22 protein-coding genes and 1 pseudogene are annotated in these 19346 nt (G+C 64.3%); 12 read left to right on the forward strand and 11 right to left on the reverse strand.

Annotation, left to right across the window (positions count from 1 at the left end; all coding sequences use genetic code 11):
• Positions 1-92 precede the first annotated feature (92 nt).
• Positions 93-854 carry a GGDEF domain-containing protein gene (locus IG197_RS10440; protein WP_067967133.1) on the reverse strand — a complete coding sequence of 254 codons (762 nt, stop codon included), beginning with the start codon at positions 852-854 and terminating at the stop codon, positions 93-95.
• 177 nt (positions 855-1031) lie between these two features.
• Here IG197_RS10440 and IG197_RS10445 point away from each other — a divergent pair, with 177 nt between their 5' ends.
• Together IG197_RS10445 and IG197_RS10450 are read left to right on the forward strand one after the other, a co-directional pair.
• On the forward strand, positions 1032-1742 hold the full coding sequence (locus IG197_RS10445) for a pyrimidine 5'-nucleotidase (protein WP_067965631.1): 711 nt from the start codon (positions 1032-1034) through the stop codon (positions 1740-1742).
• Positions 1739-2587, forward strand: a pseudogene (locus IG197_RS10450) (DUF817 domain-containing protein); the annotation flags it as partial. The gene IG197_RS10445 and the pseudogene IG197_RS10450, both read left to right, overlap by 4 nt.
• A gap of 3 nt (positions 2588-2590) precedes the next feature.
• On the opposite strand, the gene IG197_RS36650 reads toward IG197_RS10450, so the two are convergent.
• Positions 2591-3430: an LOG family protein gene (locus IG197_RS36650; protein ID WP_192318650.1), complete on the reverse strand. Its 840-nt coding sequence runs from the start codon at positions 3428-3430 to the stop codon at positions 2591-2593.
• Positions 3431-3573: 143 nt separating this feature from the next.
• Here IG197_RS36650 and dapD point away from each other — a divergent pair, with 143 nt between their 5' ends.
• From dapD to IG197_RS10475, 4 genes are all read left to right on the forward strand, one after another.
• On the forward strand, positions 3574-4428 hold the full coding sequence (dapD, locus tag IG197_RS10460) for a 2,3,4,5-tetrahydropyridine-2,6-dicarboxylate N-succinyltransferase (protein WP_067965635.1): 855 nt from the start codon (positions 3574-3576) through the stop codon (positions 4426-4428).
• Between the two features lie 71 nt (positions 4429-4499).
• Complete coding sequence (locus IG197_RS10465) at positions 4500-4853, forward strand: DUF805 domain-containing protein (protein ID WP_067965636.1); 354 nt, start codon at positions 4500-4502, stop codon at positions 4851-4853.
• The gene (locus tag IG197_RS10470) at positions 4846-5217 is read left to right on the forward strand and encodes a DUF805 domain-containing protein (protein ID WP_067965639.1); all 372 of its coding nucleotides are present in this window, start codon (positions 4846-4848) and stop codon (positions 5215-5217) included. Before IG197_RS10465 ends, IG197_RS10470 begins: the two co-directional genes overlap by 8 nt.
• 23 nt (positions 5218-5240) lie before the next feature.
• Positions 5241-5939, forward strand: a complete 699-nt coding sequence (locus tag IG197_RS10475; protein WP_154385915.1) for a hypothetical protein — start codon at positions 5241-5243, stop codon at positions 5937-5939.
• Here IG197_RS10475 and IG197_RS10480 read toward each other — a convergent pair.
• Positions 5936-6955: a 2-dehydropantoate 2-reductase gene (locus IG197_RS10480; RefSeq protein WP_192318651.1), complete on the reverse strand. Its 1020-nt coding sequence runs from the start codon at positions 6953-6955 to the stop codon at positions 5936-5938. The two genes, IG197_RS10475 and IG197_RS10480, sit on opposite strands and share 4 nt — an antisense overlap.
• A 109-nt stretch (positions 6956-7064) precedes the next feature.
• Positions 7065-8852 carry a diguanylate cyclase gene (locus IG197_RS10485; protein WP_192318652.1) on the reverse strand — a complete coding sequence of 596 codons (1788 nt, stop codon included), beginning with the start codon at positions 8850-8852 and terminating at the stop codon, positions 7065-7067.
• 234 nt (positions 8853-9086) lie between these two features.
• Here IG197_RS10485 and dapE point away from each other — a divergent pair, with 234 nt between their 5' ends.
• Complete coding sequence (gene dapE / locus IG197_RS10490) at positions 9087-10274, forward strand: succinyl-diaminopimelate desuccinylase (RefSeq protein WP_067967139.1); 1188 nt, start codon at positions 9087-9089, stop codon at positions 10272-10274.
• Positions 10275-10286: 12 nt separating this feature from the next.
• A complete protein-coding gene (locus IG197_RS10495; RefSeq protein WP_067967141.1) occupies positions 10287-10883 on the forward strand; it encodes a transporter in 597 nt (198 codons plus the stop codon).
• 18 nt (positions 10884-10901) lie between these two features.
• Here the strand turns inward: IG197_RS10495 and IG197_RS10500 are convergent, their stop codons facing one another.
• Positions 10902-12068 (reverse strand): MFS transporter, encoded by a 1167-nt coding sequence (locus IG197_RS10500; protein WP_067965647.1) that lies wholly within the window; start codon positions 12066-12068, stop codon positions 10902-10904.
• A 48-nt stretch (positions 12069-12116) separates the two neighbouring features.
• Between IG197_RS10500 and IG197_RS10505 the strand changes: the two genes are divergently transcribed.
• Positions 12117-12656 carry an Lrp/AsnC family transcriptional regulator gene (locus IG197_RS10505; RefSeq protein ID WP_067965650.1) on the forward strand — a complete coding sequence of 180 codons (540 nt, stop codon included), beginning with the start codon at positions 12117-12119 and terminating at the stop codon, positions 12654-12656.
• A gap of 58 nt (positions 12657-12714) precedes the next feature.
• On the opposite strand, the gene truA is transcribed toward IG197_RS10505, so the two are convergent.
• The 4 genes from truA to def all read right to left on the reverse strand — a co-directional run bounded on the left by truA (position 12715) and on the right by def (position 15572).
• Positions 12715-13458 (reverse strand): tRNA pseudouridine(38-40) synthase TruA, encoded by a 744-nt coding sequence (gene truA, locus IG197_RS10510; protein ID WP_067965652.1) that lies wholly within the window; start codon positions 13456-13458, stop codon positions 12715-12717.
• A 23-nt stretch (positions 13459-13481) separates the two neighbouring features.
• On the reverse strand, positions 13482-13991 hold the full coding sequence (locus tag IG197_RS10515) for a GNAT family N-acetyltransferase (RefSeq protein WP_192318653.1): 510 nt from the start codon (positions 13989-13991) through the stop codon (positions 13482-13484).
• A complete protein-coding gene (fmt, locus tag IG197_RS10520) occupies positions 13988-14923 on the reverse strand; it encodes a methionyl-tRNA formyltransferase (protein ID WP_154385917.1) in 936 nt (311 codons plus the stop codon). Before fmt ends, IG197_RS10515 begins: the two co-directional genes overlap by 4 nt.
• Positions 14924-15041: 118 nt before the next feature.
• Positions 15042-15572, reverse strand: coding sequence for a peptide deformylase (gene def, locus IG197_RS10525; RefSeq protein ID WP_192318654.1), 531 nt, complete (start codon positions 15570-15572; stop codon positions 15042-15044).
• 103 nt (positions 15573-15675) lie between these two features.
• Between def and IG197_RS10530 the strand changes: the two genes are divergently transcribed.
• A complete protein-coding gene (locus IG197_RS10530) occupies positions 15676-16941 on the forward strand; it encodes a DNA recombination protein RmuC (RefSeq protein WP_192318655.1) in 1266 nt (421 codons plus the stop codon).
• A gap of 18 nt (positions 16942-16959) precedes the next feature.
• Here IG197_RS10530 and IG197_RS10535 read toward each other — a convergent pair whose 3' ends face one another.
• Together IG197_RS10535 and IG197_RS10540 are read right to left on the reverse strand one after the other, a co-directional pair.
• On the reverse strand, positions 16960-17364 hold the full coding sequence (locus IG197_RS10535; protein ID WP_067965660.1) for a GFA family protein: 405 nt from the start codon (positions 17362-17364) through the stop codon (positions 16960-16962).
• A 42-nt stretch (positions 17365-17406) separates the two neighbouring features.
• Positions 17407-18384, reverse strand: coding sequence for a cation diffusion facilitator family transporter (locus IG197_RS10540; protein ID WP_192318656.1), 978 nt, complete (start codon positions 18382-18384; stop codon positions 17407-17409).
• A gap of 154 nt (positions 18385-18538) precedes the next feature.
• Here IG197_RS10540 and IG197_RS36655 point away from each other — a divergent pair, with 154 nt between their 5' ends.
• Together IG197_RS36655 and sugE are read left to right on the forward strand one after the other, a co-directional pair.
• Positions 18539-18664, forward strand: coding sequence for a hypothetical protein (locus tag IG197_RS36655; RefSeq protein ID WP_018426265.1), 126 nt, complete (start codon positions 18539-18541; stop codon positions 18662-18664).
• A 154-nt stretch (positions 18665-18818) separates the two neighbouring features.
• Complete coding sequence (sugE, locus tag IG197_RS10545) at positions 18819-19133, forward strand: quaternary ammonium compound efflux SMR transporter SugE (RefSeq protein WP_067965664.1); 315 nt, start codon at positions 18819-18821, stop codon at positions 19131-19133.
• The last annotated feature ends 213 nt before the right edge of the window (positions 19134-19346 follow it).

Here is a 19346-nt window from a genome sequence, read left to right on the forward strand (position 1 = left end):
CAGCGAGTGGTAACGGGCGAGCTCAAAAGCAAAATGGGCGACGGCAAACGCCACCGCCCCTGTCGCAAACCGTGTGACCGTTTTGCACGCCGTTACGCCGCTTCCGGAACGCCCATGTCGAAGATGGCCCGGTTGCGGCCACGGCGCTTGGCCTCATAGAGGCGCTTGTCGGCGTTGCGCATGAGTTCGGAAACATTTGCTTCCGCTTCGCAGTCGGTGCCGCCAATGCTTACCGTCAGCGGCACGGCACGCTCGTCGCTTGGCTGGAAGCGTAGTGCCTCGACCTCGCTGCGAATGCGTTCAGCCACCAGCTTGGCTTCGTCAACCGTCGCGCCGACGAGGAAGGCGCCGAACTCCTCGCCGCCGATGCGGCCAAGGATGTCGCCGCCGCGCACGCCACGGGTGATGGCGGCAGCGATCTGCAGCAACGCCTGGTCGCCAGTCAGGTGGCCGAAACTGTCATTGATCTGCTTGAAGTGGTCGGCGTCGATGATCAGCAGCGCGCCGCGATCGCTCTTGCGCCTGCTGCCGTCGAGCGCGGCAAAGAAGTTCTCGCGGTTGAGCATGCCTGTCATCTCGTCGCGGCTCGCCTTTTCCGACAGGCGGCGATGGGCGGCGGCGAGTTGAGCGTGGGCCCGTGTCAGGTCTTCATGGGCAAGCTTGAGCTTCCTCTCCTGCATGAAGGTGAAGAAACCCAGCGGAGGCGCAATGAACAGTGGGCACAGCAAGCACATCAGCCAGGCGATGGCGCCAACTGTTCCTCCCAGCGCCGGCACGATCGTCAAGACCAGTGCAAGCGAACCCAAGATTGAAATCAAGGTCACAGCGGCTGTTTTAAGAACGACGATTTTCATTTCGACTCCCTGCCGGCTTTGGAATGCCAGCATCAACTGAAGGTCATCTTTCATCGGTAGTTAAAATTTGACCCACCATGTTGAATCTGGTGTCCAACGAATTTTGGCCATTGTCGAGAGCCAGACTGGCCTTATGCAGGTGCTTCCAAAATTCTCGAACCGTGGCATAAGGGCGGCATGACCGACACACCCGATCCCGCTCGTTTCGACCACGTCACCGACTGGGTCTTCGACCTCGACAACACGCTGTATCCGCACCACTCGAATCTGTTTTCGCAGATCGACGTGAAGATGACCGGCTATGTCGCAGAGCTTCTGACCTTGTCGCGCGAGGATGCGCGCAAGCTCCAGAAGGAGCTCTATCTGGAGTACGGCACGACGCTGAACGGGCTGATGCAGCGTCACGGCATCGACCCCGACGCGTTCCTCGAACACGTCCACGACATCGACTATTCCTGGCTTGTGCCGGACCCGGTGCTGGGTGCCGCCATCCGCCAATTGCCGGGCCGCAAGTTCATCTTCACCAACGGCAACCGCAGCCATGCCGAGCGCACCGCGCGCCAGCTCGGCATCCTCGACCATTTCGACGACATCTTCGACATCGTCGCCGCAGGGCTTACGCCCAAGCCGGCGCGCCAGCCCTACGAGACCTTCGCCGCCTTGCACAAGGTGACAGGCGCCAACGCTGTCATGTTCGAGGACCTGGCGCGTAACCTGTCGGTGCCGAAGTCGCTCGGCATGACCACGGTCTTGATCGTGCCGCGCAATTTCGAGCCGACCTTCTCCGAGATCTGGGAAAGCGATCCGACCCATGAGGACGACGTCGACTACGTCACCGACGATCTCGCAAGCTTCCTGACCACTATCGTCGAGGCCAACGCCGCTTGAGCCGTTTTACCTCCGTCGAGGCGCGGATCGATGCAGCGGCCCATGCCGTTCTCGACCGCCTGCCCGCCGGAGGCCTCTCTGGCGCGGTCGTCGAATTCCTCGTCTTCGGGCTGAAGCAGGCCTGGGCCTGTCTGTTCGGCGGTGCCATGCTGGCGCTGATCATGGCGACCAAGCTGTGGTGGCCGGACGGGGTCGCCCTTGCCCGCTACGACTTCCTGTTCCTCTCGGCCGTCGCCATCCAGCTGGCGATGCTGGCGCTCAAGCTGGAAAAGCCGTCGGAAGCCAAGGTTATCCTGATCTTCCACATCGTCGGCACGGCCATGGAGGTATTCAAGACACAGGCAGGTTCCTGGGCCTACCCGGAAGACAGCCTGTTCCGCATCGGCGCGGTCCCGTTGTTTTCGGGCTTCATGTATGCGGCCGTCGGCTCCTACCTCGCCCGCGTCAGCCGCATCTTCGACATGCGCTATACGCATTATCCGCCGTTATGGGCAACGATGCTTCTGTGCGCGGCGATCTACGTCAACTTCTTCGCCCACCACTTCGTCATCGATATCCGCTACGGACTGTTTGCCGTCACAGCAGTGCTCTATTTCCGCACCGTCGTGCACTACCGCGTCTTCCGCTTCCGCCACCGCATGCCGCTTTTGCTCGGCTTCCTGCTGGTTTCGCTGTTCATCTGGTTTGCCGAGAACATCGGCACTTGGTCGCGCGCCTGGATCTATCCCGGCCAGCACGATGGCTGGACGCCGGTCTCGATCCAGAAGCTCGGCGCCTGGTATCTGCTGATGATCATCTCCTTCGTGCTGGCGACGCTCGTCCACCGGCCGCTGCCGGTGGACGCCGGCTCAAAGGCTGTAGAATCTGGCGATGATGTCCCAGGCCTCGTCGGCGGTGTCGACAAAGTCGATGATGTCCTGGTCGCCGGGCGTGATCGTGCCCTGATCGGCGAGGAAATTGAGGTCGATCGCCCGCTCCCAGAATGACTTGCCGAACAGGATGACTGGTACCCGCTCCATACGCCCCGTCTGGATCAGCGTCAGCGTTTCGAAGAACTCGTCCATCGTGCCGAAGCCGCCGGGGAACACGGCGACCGCCTTGGCGCGCATGACGAAGTGCATCTTGCGGATGGCGAAATAGTGGAAATTGAAGCACAGCTCCGGCGTCACATAGGGGTTGGGCGCCTGCTCGTGCGGCAAGACGATGTTGAGGCCGATCGAGGGGGCTCCGACATCGTCGGCACCGCGGTTGCCGGCTTCCATAACGCCCGGCCCGCCGCCGGTGACGACGACGAACTCGCGATAGTAGGACGCGGCCGAATGCTGCGAGCACAGGCGGGCAAACTTGCGCGCCTCGTCATAATATCTGCTGTTGGCCTCGAGGTTCTTGCGCTGCGTCTCGTTCTTGGCAGCCCAGGCCTCGCCGCCCGGCTCCGGAATGCGCGCACCACCAAACAGGATGACCGTCGAACGTATGCCGCGCTCGGCGAGGATCATCTCGGTCTTGAGCAGTTCGAGCTGCAGCCGCACCGGGCGCAGGTCGCGCTGGGTCATGAAGTCTTCATCGTTCCAGGCAAGCCTGTATGTCGAGGCGCGCGTCTGCGGCGTGTCGGGCACACTCTTGGAACGCTCGAGATCCTCGTCGGAGTGCGGCAGCGGCGTCCAGCCAGCCTTGTCCATTGGATTCATTATATGCTCGACCTCAAATTTCGTTGCCCGCGACATTCCGCGGCGTCACCGCGATTGACCCCCAGATAAGCCTGAAATAGGGTCCGCGCGATTTTATGCCAGCTTAGAAGCCTTAACCTTAACGGCCCGTAACGGAGATGTTTATGTCGAAGCCCGATCTCGCCAGCCTGGAAAAGACAATTGATCGGGCGTTCGAGGAACGCGACGGCATTTCGACGTCGACCCGCGGCGAAATCCGCGACGCCATCGAGACCGCACTCGACCTTTTGGACAAGGGTACAGCCCGTGTCGCCCAGCGCCAGGACGACGGCAAGTGGCAGGTCAACCAGTGGCTCAAGAAGGCGGTGCTGCTGTCCTTCCGCCTCAACCCGATGGAGCTGATCTCGGGCGCGCCCGGCGGCGGCTCGTGGTGGGACAAGGTGCCGTCCAAGTTTGACGGCTGGGGTGCTGTCGACTTCGAAAAGGCCGGCTTCCGCGCCGTGCCTTCAGCCGTCGTGCGCAAGTCGGCCTTCGTCGCTCCGGGAGCCGTTTTGATGCCGTCCTTCGTCAATGTCGGCGCCTATGTCGACACCGGCACCATGGTCGATACCTGGGCCTCGGTCGGCTCCTGCGCCCAGATCGGCAAGAACGTGCACCTGTCCGGCGGCGTCGGCATCGGTGGCGTGCTCGAGCCGATGCAGGCCGGCCCGACCATCATCGAGGACAACTGCTTCATCGGCGCGCGCTCGGAGGTCGTCGAGGGCTGCATCGTGCGCGAAGGTTCGGTGCTCGGCATGGGCGTGTTCATCGGCCAGTCGACCAAGATCGTCGACCGCGCCACCGGCGAAGTGTTCTACGGCGAAGTGCCGGCCAATTCGGTCGTCGTCGCCGGCTCGCTGCCGGGCAAGCCGTTGCCGAACGGCGATGCCGGCCCAAGCCTCTACTGCGCCGTCATCGTCAAGCGCGTCGACGCCAAGACCCGGTCCAAGACCTCGATCAACGAACTGCTGCGCGATTGATCTTTCACTGAAACCGAAGCAACTTCGACCGGCGCACGAGAAATGTGCGCCGGTTAGCTTCGGAGGGTGAAATGGACTGGAAGTATCTTCTGACCAGCTTCGATGGTCGTATCAACCGGGCCAAGTTCTGGGCCGGCATCGGCGTGATGATCGTCGTCAGCATCGTCGCCAACCTGCTCGACATGATGCTCGGCCTCGACATCGGCAATTCAGGCGCCGGCGTCATCTCCATCATCGTCACCATCGGCATGATCTATTTCGCACTGGCAATCTATGCCAAACGCTGGCATGACCGCGACAAGTCGGGCTGGTGGAGCCTGATCGCACTCGTGCCCGTCATCGGCGCCATCTGGATCCTGGTCGAACTCGGCATCCTCGAAGGCACCAGGGGCGCCAACCAATTCGGACCGGATCCGCTTGCCTAACAACGTCGATTTCTTCTGGTTGTTCTTTCGCTTTTCGGGCCGCGTCAACCGCGCGGCCTACCTGCTCGGCTTCCTGTTCATGCTGGTGGTGATGTCGTTCCCGCTCTACCAGTTCATGCGTGTGCACCCCGAAAGCGGTGCGGCGCAGGTCTGGTCGATGCTGTTCGGCGCAACCTTCCTGACCTTCCTGTGGGCGCATATCGCCTTCAGCGTCAAACGCCTGCATGACTTCGACAAACCCGGCCTGTTTGCGGTCGCGCTGTTCATCCCGGTGGTGTCGATCTTTGCCTTCATCGCGCTGTGCTTCTTCCCCGGCACGCCGGGCCCGAACCAGTTCGGTAACACCACCAACGCGCCGAAGTAACCGCGCAAAAAGGCCCGGGTTCGATGTCTTACAGAACGCTCGACCCGGCCAAGATCATCGCAACAGCCGAGACGTTGAGCCAGCGCGTGAGCGAACGGTTCCCCGATGCCGGCCTGTCCCGCGTCAGCCAGGAGCTTGTCCGCCTGGCACGCGACCTCGCCGCTTCGGCCAAGGCGCTGGAGCAGCCGATCTGGTGGCTGCGCATCCTGATCGGGCTTGCCATCGCGTCGGGCGCCGGCATCTTCCTGTTCATCGGCACGATCCTGTCCTTCGACCGCATCTCGACCGGCGCGTTCGATTTCGTGCAAGGCATCGAGGCCTCGCTCAACACGCTGATCCTCGCTGGGCTCGGTTTCCTCGCGCTGATCCGCGTCGAGGAACACATCAAGCGCAAGCGCACGTTCAGGCAGCTGCACGGGCTGCGCTCGCTGATCCACGTCATCGACATGCACCAGCTGACCAAGGATCCGGCAACGCTGTCTGAAAGCTTCAGCCCGACCCCGCATTCGCCGGCACGCATCACCAAGTCGGCGGACCTTGCGCGTTATCTCGACTATTGCTCCGAAATGCTGTCGCTGACCGGCAAGCTGGCCGCCCTTTTCGCGCAATCGGTCAATGACGACGTCGTGCTGAAGGCGGTCAACGACATCGAGGAGCTCGGCTCGAACCTGTCGCGCAAGATCTGGCAGAAGATCACGATGATCGAAACAGCCCGGCGCTAGCTGCCGGCAACCTGCTCCGGCTTCAGCCTGGGCGACCCCTTGCCCCTGGCTTCCGCGTCGCGCACCAGGGCGACGATGCGCTCGGTCAGCGTGGCCGGGGTGCCGGCTTTTCGCGCGAGCCCGAGGATGGTGCCCTGAAGCGCATCGATCTCGGTCCCGCGCCGCCGTTGCAGGTCCTCCCACATCGACGAGCGCGCCGTCGGGTCGATGGCCAGCATGCGCCTGGCCAGGCGCAGGAACAGCCAGTCGGGCAGGCGCAGTACCGTCGGCAACAATGCGGGCGGCACTGCCGCTGCCTTTGCGGGAACGATGCCATTCGCCTTCATCGCCGCCAGCGCCTCGGCGATCTGCCCGGCGAGGATGCGGCGCCACCTGGCGTCCGCCAGTTGTGCCGCCAGCGGCAATCCGGACAGCGCCACAAGGGCATTGTTGAGGTTCATCAAAAGCTTACCCCACTGGACGGCCGGCATGTCGGTGTGGGTGGCGACCGCAAAGCCCTCGACGTCGAGCAGCTCGCGCAGACGCTCGTCTCCGGCCTCGATAAGCACCGTCCCGGCACTGGCGCGGTGGACACGGAGCGGCAGCTCGCCTTCGGCCGACTGGACGACGTTGAACGGTACCATTCCGGCCACCACCCGGCGCCGGCCGAGCGCTGCGCGCAGCTTGGCTGCGTTGTCGATGCCGTTCTGCAAACTGACGACGACGGCACTTTCCGGCGCATGCCGGGCGACAAGCTCGGCCATGGCGGCTGTGTCGCCGCTCTTGACGGCAACCAGCACGACATCGGCGTGGGACAGCACCGAGGGGTCGATCGTGACTGCGATGGCGCCGGCGGCAAGCAGGCGGTCGAAGCCGTCGATGTCGCTGACCCGCAGGCCGCCGGCCTTGATCGCGGCAGTGACGCGAGGCCGCGCCAACAGGCTCACGTCGCGCCCGGCCAGCGCCAGGCACGCCCCGGCGTGGCAGCCGATGCTGCCGGCACCAGCGACGACGATCATCCGATGATCCTTGGCCATGCGCCCTCCCGAAGTCCACTATAAGCGACAGCAGACCCGGCGTGGCAATGCCTGCCAGACCGGGGAGCATGGCATCATGGCGGTCGCCGGCAGGGAGCCGACCTGCGCCTCAGGCCGATTTTCTGATGTTGCTTGCAGCAATCGTCCGGTTGCGGCCGCCGGCTTTCGCCTCCAGCAGGGCCGCGTCGGCACGCGTCACAAGTGTCTCGACCGAACCGCCCGCCGGGGACACCGCCACGCCGACGGAGACGGAGACGGCGCCGAGACGCTGGCCGGCATAAGAGAGTGCGACGCCGCCGATCTTGTCGCGCAGCATGTCGGCAAGCACCATCGCGTCCGCCTCGCCGAAGGACGGCAGAAGGGCGGTGAATTCCTCGCCGCCGAAGCGGAAAGCATCGCCGGACGACGCACAGGCTTCGCGCAGCGACTGCCCGACGAATTGCATGACGAGGTCGCCGGCGTCATGGCCGAACTGATCGTTGAAGCGCTTGAAATGGTCGATGTCGATCATCAGGCAGGCGAGCGGCTCGTCCCGGTGGTCCCGGGCGTGCCGCCGCAGCGTCTCGTCGAGGAACCGACGGTTGAACAGGCCGGTGAGCGGATCGCTCACCGCAAGTGCCGTCAGCTTTGCCTGCAATTGCAGATTGGCAATGGCAAGGCCGACATTCTCGGCAATGAGTTCGAGGTAAAGCCGCGGCCCTGCCGGCTCGAGCGCGCCATCGACGCGCTCTTCGAGATAGAGCAGCCCGATCATGTCGCCCTGGGCCGTCAGGGGCACGCAGAGCGTCGCGACGCCAGGCGGATCCACGTGCTGGCAGGGAACGTCGGCGCCGCTGCCGCCGCTGTGATGAGTACGGCCGCGCCGCAGACCCCAGCAGGCCGTGGCCGGGAACTCCGCCGCGGAGTGATCCGGATCGAGCCAGAGGCCGACACGTGCCAGCGCTGTCTTGCCTTCGTTGAGGACATAGAGGCCGCCGGCAAGGTCGGGGAAAATCTGTGGCGCGAAGCGCACGACCACGTCCGTCAGCTCCAACTGGTCACGGCATGCCTGCACGCGGTGCATCATCTGGAGGATGAGGTCTTTCATATGCTGGTCGGCACGCCGTTCGGCGTCGAGTTTTTCACGCTCGATCAGGTTCGTGCGGAAGCCCTCGATGGCTTCGCTCATCTCGCCGATTTCGTCGGCCCGACGATTGACCGGAACCTCGACGCTGTAGTCCTGCTTGGCCAGCCGGCTAACGATCCCGGTCATGTGGCGCAACGGCGTCGCTACCCGGCGGCTGAGAACGAAATAGAGCACGGCCACGAACAGCGCCCCCGTGGTCGCCAGCATGACCTTGGCGACAAGGCTCCACCAGTTGCTGCGGTCGCGAGCCGCATCGAGTGCCGCAGTCGTGCGCGCTGCGGTCAGGTCGCGGAAATGGGTGACCGTCTGAAGCAGCGCATTCTGGACCCGTTCGTGTTCGGCGCCGAAAAGAGCTTCCTGCGCGGTCGTCTTGTCGCCGTTCTGATAGGCCGTTATGGCGGCTGCCTCGAGCTTGTCCAGCTCGTCCGCGTGAGCATTGATCGCACGCAACGCCGCAGCTTCTGCCGGCGCGGGATCGCGGGCCGCCAGGTCCGACGCAACGGTCTCCAGCCGCCGTTCCGCAGCCTCTTGCACGCGAAACGCCTGGAGATGGCGCACCTCACCGCGCATCACGTAAAGCCTCGCTTCGTCGCTGCGCATTTCCGCACCAAGGGCAAGATCTTCGGCCAGCGTGTCGAGCGTGAGATGCTCCTCGGCCGCAGCGCGCTCCTGGAGGGCGCTGTTGGACGACAGGATGAACGAAACGCCGGAAAGCGCCGTCAGGACGACAGTGATGCCGTAGGCCCAGTGGGTGATCGTGGCAATTCTCATGCCGCGACAATGCCAGCAGCTGATTGCAGGAGACTTAAGGACCGACTTAAAAATCGTAGGTGACGTCGTCTCACCCGTTGCCGCGTTCAATCTCGACATCGACGCTTGCCCGTTGCGGCGCTCGTGACCAGGGCCACGCCTGATCGCCGCACGCTTTTGCGAAGCTGGAGGCCGATGTCGCTGGTACAATCGACCGTCGTGACAGGAACCGGCGATTCGATTATCGCTGTCGCCATGAAACTGCCGACAGATCCCGCCGAAAACCTCGCCGCCCTCATCCGCTGCCCGTCGGTTACGCCGACCGAAGGCGGTGCGCTGTCGGCACTTGAGACCATGCTGAAGCCGCTCGGCTTCGCCGTCGACCGCCCGACCTTTTCCGAGGACGGCACGCCTGACGTCGAGAACCTCTATGCCCGCCGCTCGGGCAACGGGCCGCATCTGATGTTTGCCGGCCATACCGACGTGGTGCCGATCGGCGACGAGGCGGCGTGGAAGCATCCGCCGTTTTCGGCGGCGATCGACAATGGCGAAATGTATGGGCGCGGCGCCGTCGACATGAAGGGCGGCATCGCTTGCTTCATCGCCGCCGTCGCCCGCCACGTCGAAGCCCATGGCGGCCCGAAAGGTTCGATTTCGCTGCTGATCACCGGCGACGAGGAAGGCCCGTCGATCAACGGCACGGTCAAGCTGCTCGAATGGGCGGCCTCGCGCGGCGAAAAGTGGGACGCATCGCTGGTCGGCGAGCCGACCAACCCCGATGCGCTCGGCGACATGATCAAGATCGGCCGCCGGGGTTCGATCTCGGCCACCATCACCGTCAACGGCAGGCAAGGCCACGCCGCCTATCCGCATCTCGCCGACAACCCGGTGCGCGGGCTGATGACCCTGGTCGATGCGCTGCTCAACCCGGTCTTCGACAAGGGCACCAAGGATTTCCAGCCATCGAACCTGGAGGTCACCACCTTCGACGTCGGCAATCCGGCGACGAACGTCATTCCGGCCAAGGCTACCGCCAGCTTCAACATCCGCTTCAACGACAGCTGGACGGCCGAGACGCTGCAGGCCGAGATCCATAACCGGCTGGACAAGGCGAGCGGGCGCAAGAAGTACCGCAAGGGCCGCAAGGAGCCGGTCGAGTTCGAGCTCGTCTGGCGCGACCGGCCGAGCCACGTCTTCCTGACCCGCAACGACAAGCTGATCGATGCGCTTGCCGGCTCCATCAAGCGCGTCACCGGACGCAAGCCCAAACTATCGACGACGGGCGGCACCTCCGATGCACGCTTCATCAAGGACTACTGCCCGGTCGTCGAGTTCGGGCTCGTCGGCAAGACCATGCACATGGTCGACGAGCGCGTGCCGCTTGCCGAGCTCGAACAGCTGACACAGGTCTACCAGCAGTTCCTCGCAGACTGGTTCGGATGACGAATGGCCCTGATGCTGGCAAGCGATGAAATCGAGCAGAATCTGGCGGGCGCCTGGCGGCTGATGCTGGGCAAGGCCGACGGCCTGCGCCAGCTCGATCTCAGCGCCGACGGCTTCTGGAATTCGTTCTTCGCAATCCTGGTTGCCGTTCCCGCCCTCGTTGTCGGCTGGGCCGGGGTGTCCAATGACGTCGCGCTGGAGACGGCGACATTCGCCAGCCGCTTCGGGATCGTCGTCCGACTGGCGATGGTCGACATCGGCGCCTGGGTCCTGCCGCTCATCGTGCTGGCACTGGTGGCGCCACGCGTCGGCATCGGCGACCGCTTCGTCCATTACGTCGTCGCCAGCAACTGGACGTCCGCGATCATCGCCTGGCTGATGCTGCCGGCAGCGCTCGCCCGCATGCTGTTTCCGGCGGCTGACAACGTTGTTTCGCTGCTGTCGTTGGCGGTGTTCGCGCTCGCGATGGTGTTCACCTGGCGCATGACCAACGCCACCATCGGCAAGGGCGCGGCGATCGGGTCGGCCGTCTTCGCCGGCATGTTCTTCGTGTCGCTGCTGGTGCTGTTTGCGCTGCAGGCCCTGTTCGGCATCCAGTTGCCGGCCTGAACGCCCCGCGCCCGGAGCTCAACGCCAGGCAGCAGCGGCAGCACCTAGCATCAGTACGGCCGCAACGACTGCCGAAGCGGCAAAGCCGTAATTGGCGTAGAGCGGACCGAAGGCGGTGGTGCCGACCGACACGGCAAGATAGGTCACCGCGCTGTTCAGCCCCATGATGGTTCCACGTCTGCTAGGGTCGAGCGCGGACAGGCGCATGACCAGCACGTTCAATCCGAAATGGTTGCCCAAGCCCCACAAGGCCATGGTAGCGATCAGGATGGTGAAAGTGCCGGCGACTGCCGCGATGAGCACATAGATTGCTGCCACGCCGAGATAGGCTATCGGCATGACGCGCCGGGCGCCGAGGCGATCGACAATGCCGTCCAGCAGTGCGGCGGCACCGAAACCGATGCCGTAGGAAATGGCAGCGAGGCCATTGGCGCTGACCGGCCGGCCGAGCGCCTGATGCAGATGATCGCCGAGATAGCCATAGACGCCATAAAACGCCGTCATGAAGGCGCCACAGGCGATCAACAACGGGACGATGCCGGGCGTCGCCAGCGCTCCCAGCGGCGCTGGAGCGACACCACCGGCCGGCTTGTCGTCGGCCGACATCGCCGAAATCGCTGCCAGCGCAATGGCAGAAAGCAGCGCCACCGCGCCGAATACCGCGCGCCAGTGAACGAGGTCGGCGAGCACGGCAGACATCGACACGCCGGCGACCATCGACAGCGTCCAGCCGGTCAGCACGACGCCGATGGTTCCGCTTTCGCGGCCGGGTGGTGCAACGGCCGCGGCGCTGGCATAGATCGCCGGTAAGGCTATTCCGGCCGCGATGCCGGCCAGCAATTGCGCTGCAACCAGCACAATGACCTGGGGTGCCGCGGCACTGGCCAAAAGGGCTACGGCCAGCAACGCCAGCGCCCGCTGCAACATGCGCTTGGCGCCGAAGCGGTCGATGTAGCGGGCAAGGAAGAGAGCACTTGCCGCGGTGCCCAACCCGAAGGCTGAGGCCGCCGTCATGACCACCGGCACGGAACTGCCGAAGCCTGCCGCAACCTCGGGCGCGATCGGGCCGAGGACCAGCGAATTGGAACCGATGACGGCAATGCAGCCGGTCAATAGATAGGCAGCCCGGGGAATGCGGGCCACGGGTTCGGCAGCAGCAGGAAGTGTTTGATCAACGTTCGACATTGGCACATATTCTCCGAATGATGTTCGGCTTCAACGGAGAATTTCCGGATGGATGAAGAAACAGACGGCATTCGGCAGAACCGCCTGCCGGAGCGCTCGATCGATACCGCCGACCGAAGGCTGTTAGGCGTACTGGTCGAGGACGCGACGGTCTCCTACGCCGAACTGGGCGAAAAGGCAGGTCTGTCGGCGCCGGCGGCGCATGAGCGGGTCAAGCGCATGCGCCGGTCCGGTGCCATCCGTCAGACCGTGGCCATGGCCGATCCGAGGTCTGTCGGCAAGCCGCTGCTGGCCTTCGTCCATGTCGACACCAGGGGTTGGGGCAAGACGCCGGAACTGATGGCGGTCTCGTCGTTTCCGGAGGTCGAGGAAATCCACACGGTTGCCGGCGACGCCTGCATCCTGCTCAAGGTGCGGACCGAGGACACGCGCGCGCTGGAGGGGCTGCTCGCCCGCATCTACGACACGCCGGGCGTGACCTCGACGCGCAGCTATGTCGTGCTGTCGACCTATCTCGAACGGCCTGTACAGCCCGGCATCACCCAGGACTGGCCGGCGCCGAAGCTCGGAACCAATCCGATCTACTGAAGCAACTCAAGGACAAGTGCGCCGCGGCTTTCCGCCCCGAGCAGCGCAACTCTAGAGATCAGTAATCGACGCCGCTGAGATAGAGCCCGTCGGGCGGCGCGACCTGGCCGCAGGCGGCGCGGTTGCGTGCGTCGAGGGCTGCCTTGAGGTCGTCGGCAGTCCAGCCGCCCTCGCCGACGCGTTTCAGGCTACCGACCATCGAGCGGACCTGATTGTGAAGGAACGAGCGCGCCGACGTCCTGACTTCGATCATGTCGCCGCTGCGCGTCACGTCGAGTTGGGCAAGCGTCCTGAGCGGGCTGTTCGCCTGGCACTGCGTCGAGCGGAAGGTGGTGAAATCATGCCGGCCGAGCAGGAGCTTGGCGGCGTCCGCCATCGCCTCGTGGTCGAGGCGCTTGGGCACCCACCAGACCTTGCCACGCTCGAGCGCTGCCGGCGCGCGTCGGTTGAGAATACGGTAGATATAGTGCCGCCCGGTGGCGGAGAAGCGGGCATCGAACTCGTCAGGCACTTGCCGGGCGGCGATGATGGCGACGGTTTCGCCGGCCATCTGCAGATGCGCGTTGACGGCGTCGCGCACCTTGTCGTCGGCCCAGGCCTTGGTCAGGTCGGCATGAGCGACCTGAGCCGTGGCATGCACGCCGGCGTCGGTGCGGCCGGCGCCGCGCAGCGAGATTTCGTCGCCCGAGAACTTCAGGATCGCCTGCTCGATCGCCGCCTGCACCGTGTGCAGGCCAGCCTGCCGCTGCCACCCGGCATAGGCGCGACCGTCATATTCCAGATCAAGGCGATAGCGCGGCATGTGCAGTCAAACCTCCGGCCGCCTTACGCGGCTAGAGCAGTACCGAAGGCCGAGGCATAGACCAGCTTGCCCGTCTCGGGCGCATCGCCCCAGGCCAGGGCCTGCAGCGCGTCGCACTGGTAGTCGCTCTCGAACCCTGCTGCGCGCTCGTGGCTGTAGCCGAAGCGGCCATAATAGGCCGGATCGCCAAGCACCACGGCGATCGTCTCGCCGGCATCCTTGAGCCGGATGTGGGCTTCGCGGACCAGCGCGCCACCGATGCCGGTGCCGTGGAAATCGGGCTCGACCGCCAGCGGGGCGAGCGCCACCGCCGGAACCGTCTTGCCGCCGTTCTGGATGTAAAGCCTGGAAAACAGGATGTGGCCAACCACATCGCCATCCTCTTCAGCCACCAGTTCGACGACCGCATCGCCTTCGGCAACCAGCGCATCGACGAGACCAGCCTCGGCCTGCTGCCCGAAGGCGTGTTCTTCTACGAGGCGGATCGCCTCGCGGTCGCGGGGCGTAGCTGCCCTAATCGACATCATGCTCATGACAACTTCATTCCTTTTTCGATCTTGGCACCGCGCAGGAATTCATCCGCGGTGACGGGTTTTCCTCCCGCCCTTTGTACCTCGACCAACCTCACGGCAGCGTCGCCGCAGGCAATCTCCAACCGGTCGTCGAGAACCGTTCCCGGCTCTCCTTGTCCAGCGGCGCGTTGCGAGCGCAGTATTTTCAAGCGCTCGGTTCGTCCGCCGATTTCGATTTCGCACCATGCGCCGGGGAATGGCGACAGGCCGCGGATATTGTTGTCGACCGCCGTCGCCGGCAAGGTCCAATCGATCCGCGTCTCCGCTTTATCGATTTTTTTGGCGTAGGTCACGCCTTCCGATGGCTGCGGCACCGTTTCCAGCTTGCCCGCTTCGAGCTCTGCGAGAGCGTCCACCATCAGCAAAGCGCCTGCCGCCATCAGGCGGTCGTGCAGCTCACCGGCCGTCATGTCGGGTCCAATCGCGACTTTTTCAAGTCGAGCCACCGGTCCGGTGTCCAATCCCTCTTCCATCCGCATGACCATCATGCCGGTTTCCGCATCGCCTGCCATGATGGCGCGCTGGATCGGAGCCGCCCCGCGCCAGCGCGGCAGCAGCGAGGCATGGCCGTTGTAGCAGCCCAGCCGCGTGCCCTGAAGAATGGCCTTGGGTAGCAGCAAACCGTATGCAACGACCACTGCGACGTCGGCCTTAAGCTGGGCAAAGGCCGCCTGTTCGGCCTCACCCTTCAGCGACAGCGGCGTGCGCACCTCAATGCCCAGCCGCTCGGCCTCGCGCTGCACCGGCGACGGCGTCAGCTCCAGCCCGCGGCGCCCTGCGGCGCGCGGCGGCTGCGAATAGACGGCAACGACCTCGTGGCCGGCTTCTGATATCGCACGCAGCGTCGGCACGGAAAAATCCGGCGTGCCCATGAAGATGACGCGAAGGCTCATTCTGTTCCGGCTATCCCGCACAGCCCCGGACGGCGTCGGCCGACCGTTCAGGCCATCGCTTCAAACGGGTTTACGAGCTTCAGGTCAAGCCCGTCGAAGTCTCCGGTCGGCCAGGCTCTCACCCCACCATGCGGCTCGGCGGACGGTCCTTGGCAAGCTTCTTGAACTTCTTCATCACCATGTCGCGCTTGAGCTTGGAGATGTAGTCGATGAACAGCACGCCATCGAGATGGTCGATCTCGTGCTGCAGGCAGGTGGCCAATAGACCGTCGGCCTCGACTTCCTGCTCCTTGGCGTTCTCGTCGAGATATTTGACCCGCACCATGGCCGGGCGCTCGACCTCGGCGTAATAGTCCGGGATCGAGAGGCAGCCTTCCTCATAGATCGAGCGATCGTCGCTGCGCGAGACGATCTCGGGATTGATGACCGTCATCGGCGCCGGCTCTTCGCCTTCCTTGGCAAGGTCGATCACCAGCATGCGCAGCGGCTCGCCGACCTGGATGGCGGCAAGGCCGATGCCCGGCGCGTCATACATGGTGTCGAGCATGTCGCGCGCGAACTTGCGGGTGGCGTCGTCGATGCGCTCGACCGGCTTGGAAACCAGGCGCAGGAGCGGATCGGGCAGGATGATGAGCGGCTTGATGGTCATGCGCATCAACTAGGATGTCAGGCGAAAACCGTCAACAGGGCTCGATCCAGGATGTTCCCGTTTTGATCTGACCCTTTTGTGCGAATCGGCTATGGTGCGCGCCATGAACGAGCTTTCCAGCATCCTGTCCGCCCCCATCGCCCAGCTTGGCGCCTCCGTGCTCACGCTCGGGCAGGCGCTGCTGTTTGCAGCCGTGCTGTTCGTCGCACTTGTCGTCGTGCTGATGGTGGCGCTGTGGCGCTCGGCCAAGGCGCGCGCGGTTGCAGCCGCCGAGGCCGCCGACCACGCCCGCGATGCCGAGGCCCGCATGGCGGGTATCCTGCAGGCGCAGGCGGAGATGCAGGGCCGGCTCGGCACGGTGGCCGAAATCTTCGGCTCGCGCCAGGCGGAGCTGACCCAATCGCTGAGCCAACGTCTCGACGCCATGACCGGCCGCCTTGGCCAGACAATGACCGAGCAGACCAAATCGACGCATGAGAGCCTGGCCAAGCTGCAGGAGCGGCTGGCGGTCATCGATACCGCACAAGGCAACATCCAGTCGCTTGCCGGCCAGGTGGTGCAACTGCAGGCGATCCTCTCCAACAAGCAGACGCGCGGCGCCTTCGGCCAGTCGCGCATGGAGACGATCGTCGCCGACGGCCTGCCGCTCGGCGCCTACGAATTCCAGGCGACGCTGTCGAACAACAACCGGCCGGACTGTCTTGTCAGGATGCCGAACGGCGCGCCGTCACTTGTCATCGACGCCAAGTTTCCGCTCGAGGCGTGGAACGCCATTCGCGCGGCAGCCGATACCGAAGGTGCGGCTGAAGCGCAGAAATATGCCGCCCAGGCCTTCCGGCGCGATCTCGAAGTCCACATCAAGGCGATCGCCGACAAGTACCTGATCTCGGGCGAGACCCAGGACACCGCCTTCATGTTCGTGCCCTCGGAATCGATCTTCGCCGAAATCCACGAGAACTTCGAATCGCTGGTGCAGCGTGCCCACCGCGCCCGCGTCGTCATCGTGTCGCCGTCACTGCTGATGCTGTCGATCCAGGTCATCCAGGCGATCCTCAAGGACGCCCGCATGCGCGAACAAGCGCACCTGATCCAGGGCGAGGTCATCCGCCTGATGGAAGATGTCGGCCGCCTCGACGAACGCGTGCGTAAACTCAAGACGCATTTCGATCAGTCGAGCAAGGACATCGACGACATCCTCGTATCGTCGTCCAAGGTCACCAAACGCGGCGAAAAGATCGAGGCGCTGGAATTCGGCACGGGCCATGCCGGCGAGGCGGAAGCTACGGCCAAGCCCCAGCCTCCGGGCGCCCGGGCTGCCGATTCCAAGACTGGGCAGCTCAGGCTGCGCGTCGTCGAGGAAAGCGACTAGCGCAGCAAAGCCCTGCCCTCAGGACTGTTTCTCCACCGTCTCCATGCCGTCGAACTCCGGCAGCCAGTGCAACGCCGATCGGTGCCAGACCTGTTTGCGGGGCACCAGTTGCTCGCGCTGGTCCGAAGTTCCGGTCCTCAACCCATAGACCTTGGGTCCGTCACCGACCGAAGTGGCGAACAGGTGCGAGCCACATTCGGGGCAGAAGCCCTGCGCGCGTTTGTTACCACTGTCGCCTGTCTTGACGTAAATCTTCGGCGCTCCCGAAAACGCGATCTTGTCCTCCGGCACCGGAACGGTGACGCGAAAGGCCGTTCCGGTCAGTTTCTGGCAATCGGTGCAATGGCAGATAGCCGTCTTCTCCGGATCGACTTCGGCCTTGTAGGTAATGGCGCCGCAATGGCACCCGCCTTCGATCTTCACTTCGAACTCCTCCTGTCCTGCAGTGCGTGATTCCCGGGCACCCTAGCCGCCTTCGGGCATCGGCGTCCCTTCCTTCGGGTTCACGATCCGGTCATGACGCAGCTTCCATCGCTGCGACGTCTGCGGCTTGACGAACACCGACGTCACCTCGGGAACTTCGGCCTTGAGCTTCGTCTCCAGTCTTTCGACGCAGGCTTCTATCTCCGCCGCCGAGATGTGGTCGACGAAGTCGAGGCTGAGCCCGGCAACCACCTGCTCCGGCCCCAGATGCACCGTCAGCACGCCATTGGCTTGCTCGACGGCGGGATCGGCCTGGGCGATCGCCAGTATCGCCGCCTGCACGTCCGCCGAAGCCGGCTCGCCCATCAGCAAACCCTTGCTCTCACGCGCCAGGAACACCGCCGTGGCGCCAAGGATCAGGCTGATGCCGATCGAGGCGGCACCGTCGAGCCAGGGCTGCTCGAAATAATGCGCGGCAAAGATGCCGGCAAAGGCAATGACCAGGCCCAGCAAGGCGGCACTGTCTTCAAACAGCACCGTGTAGACGCTCGGGTCCTTGCTCCGTCGCACCGCCTGGATGTAGCCGAGACTGCCCTTGCTGCGGCGGAATTCTCTGAGCGCAACCAACCACGAGCCGCCCTCGAACACCATGCAGGCGCCAAGCACCACATAGTTGACGAGCGGATTCTCGATCGGCGCGGGGTGGAGCATGTGGACGATGCCTTCATAGAAGGCCACGCCGGCACCAAGCGCGAAGACCAGCAGGGCAACGATGAAGCTCCAGAAATAGAGCTCGCGGCCATGGCCGAGCGGGTGGGTGAGATCAGGCGGCCGGGCGGCGCGATGCAGCCCGTAGAGCAGCAAAAGTCCGTTGCCGGTGTCGACGAGCGAATGCACGCCTTCCGACAGCATCGCCGAACTGCCGGTGAAGGCAGCGGCGACGAACTTGGTGACGGCAATCAGCAGATTGCCGGCAATCGCCGCAAAGATCACTAGCCTGGAGCCGGAGTGTCCTGCCATCGGTCCCTCACCGCAGCGACTTTAGCGAGCGTGAGGTCCCGCTCAAGTCATTTTCGCGGCCTTGGCGTCCGGCGCTCCCGGCGCTCAAGACCCCTCTTGCAAGCCGGACAACTTCGCGTTTCACTCCGCTTCTCAGCAGCGGGAGAAACGAATCATGGCCAAGGGTGCGATGAAAGCCGGGAAAGAAGCCCGGAAACCCAAGAAAGACGCCAAGAAGCCAGCACCTGCGCCGGCTTTCAAGGCGCCTCCGGTGCAAGCGACCAAGCTTAAGGACAAGTAGTCCTCACGGGCACGACGCAGACCCCGCCCGGCTGTCGCGGCCGGGCGCGGGTTGAACTTCTCTCGCGAAAGTCCTATCTGAGCGGGCGCAGGGACGGCCCTGCGCTTCCCCTAAAAACCGGCCGGGACGACCCGCCATCCCATTGGAGCGTTCCATGGCTTGGACTTATCTGTTTTTCGCGGGAATTTTCGAAATCGGCTGGGCCATCGGCCTGAAATACACCGAAGGCTTTACCAAACCGATGCCGACGGTGCTCACTATCGCCTCGATGATCGTCAGTCTCGGCCTGCTCGGCCTGGCACTGAAGACGCTGCCGGTCGGCACGGCATACGCGATCTGGACCGGTATCGGCACAGTCGGCACCGCGATGCTTGGCATCTGGCTGCTCGGCGAGCCCGCCACAGCACTTCGCCTCGCCTGCATCGGCCTGATCGTCTCGGGCATCGTCGGCCTCAAGCTGGTCGCCTGATCCGCAGACTTGCGGCGGCCCGCCCGAAACGGGCGGGCTTCACCTTTCCCAATTTCTCATCTGGCACGCCCTGACATCCACAGGGGTCGACGCATTGTGCGTCGGACGCACAAAAGCGATCCGCGCCCGGGGCTTGGCAAGTCCCCGGTCGCGAATTGCTGACGATGTGAGTTTTGCGCTATCGAGCCCGACTAACGGGCCGATGCGTCATTC

The sequence above is a fragment of the Aminobacter sp. SR38 genome (genome assembly GCF_014843375.1).
In the GTDB taxonomy this organism is placed as follows: Bacteria; Pseudomonadota; Alphaproteobacteria; order Rhizobiales; family Rhizobiaceae; genus Aminobacter; species Aminobacter ciceronei.

Bases quoted from the DNA above. Each gene is read 5' to 3' on its own strand.
- IG197_RS10440 (WP_067967133.1), bottom strand. From the start codon at position 854: ATGAAAATCGTCGTTCTTAAAACAGCCGCTGTGACCTTGATTTCAATC.
- IG197_RS10445 (WP_067965631.1), top strand. From the start codon at position 1,032: ATGACCGACACACCCGATCCCGCTCGTTTCGACCACGTCACCGACTGG.
- IG197_RS36650 (WP_192318650.1), bottom strand. From the start codon at position 3,430: ATGAATCCAATGGACAAGGCTGGCTGGACGCCGCTGCCGCACTCCGAC.
- dapD (WP_067965635.1), top strand. From the start codon at position 3,574: ATGTCGAAGCCCGATCTCGCCAGCCTGGAAAAGACAATTGATCGGGCG.
- IG197_RS10465 (WP_067965636.1), top strand. From the start codon at position 4,500: ATGGACTGGAAGTATCTTCTGACCAGCTTCGATGGTCGTATCAACCGG.
- IG197_RS10475 (WP_154385915.1), top strand. From the start codon at position 5,241: ATGTCTTACAGAACGCTCGACCCGGCCAAGATCATCGCAACAGCCGAG.
- IG197_RS10480 (WP_192318651.1), bottom strand. From the start codon at position 6,955: ATGGCCAAGGATCATCGGATGATCGTCGTCGCTGGTGCCGGCAGCATC.
- IG197_RS10485 (WP_192318652.1), bottom strand. From the start codon at position 8,852: ATGAGAATTGCCACGATCACCCACTGGGCCTACGGCATCACTGTCGTC.
- dapE (WP_067967139.1), top strand. From the start codon at position 9,087: ATGAAACTGCCGACAGATCCCGCCGAAAACCTCGCCGCCCTCATCCGC.
- IG197_RS10495 (WP_067967141.1), top strand. From the start codon at position 10,287: ATGCTGGCAAGCGATGAAATCGAGCAGAATCTGGCGGGCGCCTGGCGG.
- IG197_RS10500 (WP_067965647.1), bottom strand. From the start codon at position 12,068: ATGTCGAACGTTGATCAAACACTTCCTGCTGCTGCCGAACCCGTGGCC.
- IG197_RS10505 (WP_067965650.1), top strand. From the start codon at position 12,117: ATGGATGAAGAAACAGACGGCATTCGGCAGAACCGCCTGCCGGAGCGC.
- truA (WP_067965652.1), bottom strand. From the start codon at position 13,458: ATGCCGCGCTATCGCCTTGATCTGGAATATGACGGTCGCGCCTATGCC.
- IG197_RS10515 (WP_192318653.1), bottom strand. From the start codon at position 13,991: ATGAGCATGATGTCGATTAGGGCAGCTACGCCCCGCGACCGCGAGGCG.
- fmt (WP_154385917.1), bottom strand. From the start codon at position 14,923: ATGAGCCTTCGCGTCATCTTCATGGGCACGCCGGATTTTTCCGTGCCG.
- def (WP_192318654.1), bottom strand. From the start codon at position 15,572: ATGACCATCAAGCCGCTCATCATCCTGCCCGATCCGCTCCTGCGCCTG.
- IG197_RS10530 (WP_192318655.1), top strand. From the start codon at position 15,676: ATGAACGAGCTTTCCAGCATCCTGTCCGCCCCCATCGCCCAGCTTGGC.
- IG197_RS10540 (WP_192318656.1), bottom strand. From the start codon at position 18,384: ATGGCAGGACACTCCGGCTCCAGGCTAGTGATCTTTGCGGCGATTGCC.
- IG197_RS36655 (WP_018426265.1), top strand. From the start codon at position 18,539: ATGGCCAAGGGTGCGATGAAAGCCGGGAAAGAAGCCCGGAAACCCAAG.
- sugE (WP_067965664.1), top strand. From the start codon at position 18,819: ATGGCTTGGACTTATCTGTTTTTCGCGGGAATTTTCGAAATCGGCTGG.